The 5,763-nt window shown below is 64.5% G+C and carries 5 protein-coding genes; 2 read left to right on the top strand and 3 right to left on the bottom strand.

Translation table 11 applies throughout. From position 1 onward, the window contains the following. The first annotated feature begins 82 nt into the window (after positions 1-82). Positions 83-760: a UPF0149 family protein gene (locus tag DBR23_RS00445; RefSeq protein WP_369882070.1), complete on the top strand. Its 678-nt coding sequence runs from the start codon at positions 83-85 to the stop codon at positions 758-760. 502 nt (positions 761-1,262) lie between these two features. Continuing rightward, a complete protein-coding gene (locus DBR23_RS29105; RefSeq protein WP_146191173.1) occupies positions 1,263-1,898 on the top strand; it encodes a hypothetical protein in 636 nt (211 codons plus the stop codon). Positions 1,899-2,109: 211 nt separating this feature from the next. On the opposite strand, the gene DBR23_RS00450 is transcribed toward DBR23_RS29105, so the two are convergent. The 3 genes from DBR23_RS00450 to DBR23_RS00460 form a co-directional block, all read right to left on the bottom strand. Next, positions 2,110-2,598 (bottom strand): nuclear transport factor 2 family protein, encoded by a 489-nt coding sequence (locus DBR23_RS00450; protein WP_108496948.1) that lies wholly within the window; start codon positions 2,596-2,598, stop codon positions 2,110-2,112. An 84-nt stretch (positions 2,599-2,682) separates the two neighbouring features. Beyond that, positions 2,683-4,572 carry a cyclic nucleotide-binding and patatin-like phospholipase domain-containing protein gene (locus tag DBR23_RS00455; protein WP_108496949.1) on the bottom strand — a complete coding sequence of 630 codons (1,890 nt, stop codon included), beginning with the start codon at positions 4,570-4,572 and terminating at the stop codon, positions 2,683-2,685. A 219-nt stretch (positions 4,573-4,791) separates the two neighbouring features. Continuing rightward, entirely contained in the window at positions 4,792-5,697 is a 906-nt protein-coding gene (locus DBR23_RS00460; protein WP_108496950.1) for an alpha/beta fold hydrolase, read from the bottom strand. Positions 5,698-5,763: the final 66 nt, after the last annotated feature.

Here is a 5,763-nt window from a genome sequence, read left to right on the forward strand (position 1 = left end):
GGCTATGAATGGGTGAACCACTCGCTCGCGCCCACGCAGCTGCCGTCGCACGACTTCCGCGTGTGGATCGGTGGCAGCCCCGATGCGCAGTCGCCGCCCCATCGGCCCGGCCGAATACCTGCCCATGCTGCTGGGCGACGGCGCCGAGCTGGACGTGGCCGAGGGCGAGCCGCTGCCCCTGCTGCCCGCGTTTGCCGACGCCGCCCAGCAAGCTCGTTTCATGGACCTGTGGATGCGCCGCTGGAACGAGATCGTGGCCCAGCTCGACACCGACGTGAAGACACTGGACGACGACCGCACCTTCCAGCCCGAAGCCATGGACATGCGCGGCGCGGTGGCCAGCCTCACCGACGAACAGCGCGCCGAAATGGGCGACGACCAGGAGATCCCGTCCTTCGGCCAGGTGTGGGCCCTGGGCTTCATGTTTGCGGTGGAAAACTGGCCCGAAGACTGGGCCGCCCCGCGCGACAAGGAAGCGGCCAAGTGGCTGGATGACGCGCTGGACCGCATCGTTGCCCTGACCGAAGACGACACCGGCAAGCCCGAAGTCTGCATGTACGACGAAGACGGCCCACCCAGCACCAGCCAGGCGCGCGTCGAGGCCTTCGGCGAAGCCATCTGGGCCGTGTACGACCTGCGCCAGTTGTGGAAGAGCATGGGCCCGCGCGTGGAGACCGTGCGCAAGGCGCCCGAGCCGGGGCGCAACGACCCGTGCCACTGCGGCAGCGGCAAGAAGTACAAGAAATGCCACGGGGCTTGATGTGACTAAATTGCTACTAATTTTGTAGCTGTTGGATATTCTGGGATATGCGCCAGAGGACAGTCATGCTTGTTTCCCTGCCGCGCGCCTTCGGGCGGGTTCTGTTTGGCATCACTCCGTTTCCCTGATGTCGTCTTTTCTGTCCCGCATGTGCGTCGACTAGGCACCCAGCATCCCGCGTGAATTACTCTCAGGCGTGGTGGCCACGTTTGCGCTTATCCCTGAGGTGATTGCGTTCTCGTTCGTGGCTGGCATTGCCCACCCTATAGCCTCTGTCCCTTCTATGCAGTCAAAGGCAGTTGCCGGCGGATCCCTGCCTACGACATGGCGAGAAACGCGGGTACCAGCCTACAGATCATGGAGTAGTACTAGAGTGTGCGATGCCATGTGGCGCTTACAGAGAGGCTCGATGTCGGCAGGTTTCAATTGCTAATTCGCTGCCTTGCCCGCAGTAACGTTCTGTGCTGAAATGTAATGTTACAAACTACTACAGGCTCAACTAATGCGTATCGCTTCCGTTATTGCAGTACTCGCACTGTTCCTTTCAGGCTGTGCTTACAACGTAAAGCCAGCGTCTGTCGGCACAGTCAACATCCACACGTCGTACGACACGAAGGTGCCTGGTCGGTGGGTGGCAGTGATGGACGATGGTCTTAAAAATGTTTCAAAGCAAGTGAGGCCGAGCTCTCACGTGTGTTCTGCGCACAACTATCCTGTCTCGCTTGACGACAGTTTGGTTTCGTCACTTCGCCGCGTGTATGAGCAAATTTTTGAAAATGTAGAGGTTCGGCCTGTCGCTCCAACCATTGAAACTCTGCAGAGAGATTCGCTGAATGGTGTCATTACTACTCGATTGGAGGAGTTTAGTCCTCGTCTGTCTTGTCAAATGGGGTTTTGGTCTGGTACTTGTACGTCAAGCGGTGATATCGCAGTTTCCGTAAATATTCGTGGGCAATCAGGAACACTATTTGCAACATCGGCGAGCGGGTCGCGAATGGCAGAGGGTGATTCGGGCGGCGCATGCGAGGGTGGCTCGACTGTGCTTGGCGAAGCTGTAAACAAGTCAATGAAAGACATGCTGGAGCGGCTGGGTGAACGTGTATCGAGTTCACCTAGAGTGCGAGAAGCATCCAAATAACGTAATCAAGCCGATTGCGAACGGCAGGCGCTGATGGCTGACTTATAAACAGCGTGCGCGTACTGACGGCGCTGTTATGACCTGAACTGCCCGGGTTTTTGAGCAGGCTCCTGAGTACGTTGATGACCACGGATTTTGCCTTCGATCCTCTGGATCTGGCTCTGTCCTTAGTTTGCCGCTGTCGGCAGCGTCCTGTCCTAGCCGAGAGCCGTCAACCCTGCGCCAGAAACTTCTTCAAATTCCCCGCTGCCGTACTCCGCACCTTGCGCTTGAGCGATGGCGACCAGCCCAGCAGCAGCCCTGGTGCACCTAGTGCCTGACGGGCCCAGCGCCAGAAGTTGAAGCGGTCGCGGTGGGTGGCAATCAGCCCGTCGGGCGTGAAGGTGAAGGTGCCGTCGATGATGTTGTGCACTTTGCGCCCCGTGGCGCTGAAGAGGTAGTACGCCTCCCAGTGCGCCTTGCCGCCGTTGGCATCGGCGTCGATGCCGCTGAACTCCAGCTTCCAGTGCTCGGCGGCGCCGGGCTTTTTGGTCGCAGTGCACAGCATGCGCCACATGCCTGCCACCTGCTCACGGCCTTTCAGGGAAAAGGCTTCGTCGTCAAACGTGGCGTCAGGCGCATAGCAGGCGGCCATGGTGGCGTGGTCCAGTTGCGCAAACGCGGTGTAGAAGCGTTGCAGGGTCTGGGCGTTGGGGTGCATGGGTTCTCCTCCTCAAGGGCGTCCATGCTACACCCCGGCCGGAACGCTGCATGCCACCTGGGGGACCGGCACGGCGATGTGCGCTCAGCCGGTGCGCAACCTACCGATGCGCCGCCGCTTGGTGTCGTCCAATGCGTCCAGCACCTGGATGCCGTGCGCATACCCCTGCTGCACGATCTGCTCGAACCGGTTCCACTGCAGCATGCCCACGCGGTCCATGGGGGGGTTGAAGTACAGGTCGGTGAGCTGCTGCGACTGGCGCTGGCGCGACATGCTGTACAGGATGGTGACCTGCATGAGGTAGCTGGCCAGCGAGGGCAGCTTGTAGCGCCGCTGGGCGCGCGGGCGCAGTTTGTCGCGCAGCAGGGCCCAGCTGCTGGGGATGTCGTCCAGCTCGATGCGGCGGGGCTTGCGGAAGTTCAGGTCCACACCAATCACCGTGCCCACGCCGCGCATGCTGCTGCGCATCACATCCACTGGGAAGTTGTTGAACGTTCCACCATCGCACAGCAGGTCGCCGTCGTGCACCACGGGTGGCAGCGCGCCGGGGATGGAGATGCTGGCCAGCAGCGACTTCACCAGGCTGCCACGGCGCACCACCTGTTCGCTGGCGCGCGAGTAGTTAGTGGCCACGCAGTAGTAGTTCTTCCACAGGTCTTCCACCTGGGCCGGGAAGCCCACCAAGCTCCCCACGGCCTCGTGCAGGATGTGGCGCAGTCGGCGGCCCTTGATGAGCGACATCAGCGGCAGCAGGCTCCAGTCGCCCGTGGGGTTGGTGCGGAATGCCTCGCGCGCGTTGGCCATCACCGTCGCCAGCGGCTGGTCGGACGCCACATATGCGGCCATCACCGAGCCGATGCTGGTGCCCCCCACACAGTCGATCTCCACGCCTTCTTCCTGCAAGGCGCGGTAGATGCCCAGGTGCGCAAAGCCGCGTGCGCCGCCGCCCGCCAGCACGAGGCCCACGGCCGTGCGGCTCTGGATGCGGGCCAGGCGCGCCATGTCGCGGTCGAGGGTGGGGCGCACGTGCACGTGGTCGGCCACCGGGCGGCGGTCCAGCCATTGCTGGGTGCCACGTGGGCACTGCGTGCCTTCCGGGTGCAGCAGCACCAGGATCTCGGCGGCCTCGGCCAGGGGCGCGCGGCGCAGCAGGCAGTTTTCCTCGATGGGGTGGATGGCGGGCTCGGCCTGCGCGTCGGCCAGCAGCAGCAACTCGTCGCAGTGGCGGCTCACGCGGCGTGTCCAGGGGGAGGGCTCGGGGTCGGCCAGCAGCAGCACAAAGTCGTTGCGGGCCTCGATCTCGTCGAGCAGCATGGCAATGCGGCGGTTGGCCGTGGCGTCGGCGCCTTCGCGCTGCGCAATGCCTGGCTCCTGCAATTCGGCGTCCACGGTGGTCGAGTCCACCACCCGTACGCGGCCCACCGTGCCGAGGTGGCGCGCCAGACGCTGGCCAAAAGCCTGCAGGTCTACGCCGCTGCTCACCGGCAGCAGGCCCATGGCCACCGGGCGCTCCTGCGCGGCCGTATGGGCGGCGGTGCCCGACTGCAGGCGCTGGATGATCTGGCGCGTGAGCGCAATCGATACCTGGGCGCTGCTGGCCAGCAGGGTCTTGAACACGTCCTTGGTCAGGCGCACCAGCACCGAGTCGCGCACGGCGACCACGGTGGCGGCACGGGGTGCGTTGGTGAAAAGGCTGATCTCGCCAATCACCTGGCCCCGGCCCATGTCGGCCACGCGGCGCTGCGTGCCGCTGTGGCCGTCGTCACTGCGCACATAGGCGCGCAGGCGGCCGCTGACGGTGAGGTACATCGATTCGCCGGGCTCGCCCTGGGTCATCAGCGTGCTGCCGCCGGGCACCTCCACCCACTCCAGCTGGGCGCGCAGCAGTTCCAGCGCCTCGGGTTCGATGCCTGGCAGAAAGCTGCGCAGATGCTCGGTGAGCAGTTGGTTCTGGGTCGCGGTAAAGGGAGGCATGGTCACGCAATCGGCAAGGCACAGTGGGGGGCGCTGCGGAAGGTGATGGCTGGCCAGCCACCGGTGCTGGCCAAGGGTTCCGCAGCGTGCGAAGCGGCGGATTCTAGGAACGCAAGGGCACCTGTGCGCACTGCACGGGGCATGGTGGCCGCGTAGCGCGTGAACAAATGCACGGCAGATCCTTTCGATTGCCCTTTCGGGCCGTGTCCGACCTGGTCGTCAGCGCATGAAGGCGCTCAGCGCCTGGGCCGTGGCCTCGGGCAATTGTTCGGGGATGAAGTGCCCCGCCGCAACGGCATGGCCTGTGACCACGCCCGCACACTGCGCCTGCCACAGCGCCAGCGGATCGAACAGCCGGTGCACCACGCCGTGCGCGCCCCAGATCACCAGGGTGTCACAGGTGATCTTCTCGCCGCGCGCGCGGCTGTCACGGTCTTGGTCGAGGTCGATGCCCGCGCTGGCGCGGTAGTCCTCACAGGCGGTGTGGATGGCTTCGGGTGTGCAAAAGCAGCGTTCGTAATCGGCCAGTGCCTGGGGCTCGATGTGGGCCAGGCCCGCGCTGCCCCAGCCGCCCAGCTTGGCGTGCAGGTAGGCGCGGGCGTTGCTGCCGATCATGGTCTCGGGCAGCGGCGCGGGCTGGATCAGGTGGAACCAGTGGTAATAGGCGCGCGCAAACTCCATGTCGGTGCGCGCGTACATGTCGAGCGTGGGGGCGATGTCGATCACGCACAGCTTCTTCACACGCGCGGCGTGGTCCAGCGCCAGGCGGTGGGCCACACGGCCGCCCCGGTCGTGGCCGCACAGGTAGAACGTGTCGTGGCCCAGCGTGGTCATCACCTCGGCCATGTCCTGCGCCAGGGCGCGTTTGCTGTAGTTGCTGTGGTCGGGCAGGCCGGGCGCGTGGGATGAGTCGCCATAACCGCGCAAGTCCGGCAGCACCAGACAGTAGTCGCGTGCCAATTGCTGCGCCACGCGGCGCCACAGCGCATGCGTTTGCGGAAAGCCGTGCAACAGCAGCAGCGGGGGCGCGCCCACGGTGCCGCCGGTGCGCACAAAGATCTCCGCGCCCGAGGTGGTGATGCGCCGAGTGGCAAAGCCATCAAACCAGGAGGGTTTCGTTGTCATGGCCGTATGGTGTGGCAAGGGGCGGGTGAAGCCCTGTCTTGTGGACGACAGCGGCCGCCCATGCCG

The organism is Acidovorax sp. HMWF018 (assembly GCF_003061035.1).
GTDB lineage: Bacteria > Pseudomonadota > Gammaproteobacteria > Burkholderiales > Burkholderiaceae_C > Acidovorax > Acidovorax delafieldii.

What these genes read in the sequence shown, in the direction of transcription:
- DBR23_RS00445 (WP_369882070.1), top strand. Translation starts at nt 83, where the DNA reads ATGCGCAGTCGCCGCCCCATCGGCCCGGCCGAATACCTGCCCATGCTG.
- DBR23_RS29105 (WP_146191173.1), top strand. Translation starts at nt 1,263, where the DNA reads ATGCGTATCGCTTCCGTTATTGCAGTACTCGCACTGTTCCTTTCAGGC.
- DBR23_RS00450 (WP_108496948.1), bottom strand. Translation starts at nt 2,598, where the DNA reads ATGCACCCCAACGCCCAGACCCTGCAACGCTTCTACACCGCGTTTGCG.
- DBR23_RS00455 (WP_108496949.1), bottom strand. Translation starts at nt 4,572, where the DNA reads ATGCCTCCCTTTACCGCGACCCAGAACCAACTGCTCACCGAGCATCTG.
- DBR23_RS00460 (WP_108496950.1), bottom strand. Translation starts at nt 5,697, where the DNA reads ATGACAACGAAACCCTCCTGGTTTGATGGCTTTGCCACTCGGCGCATC.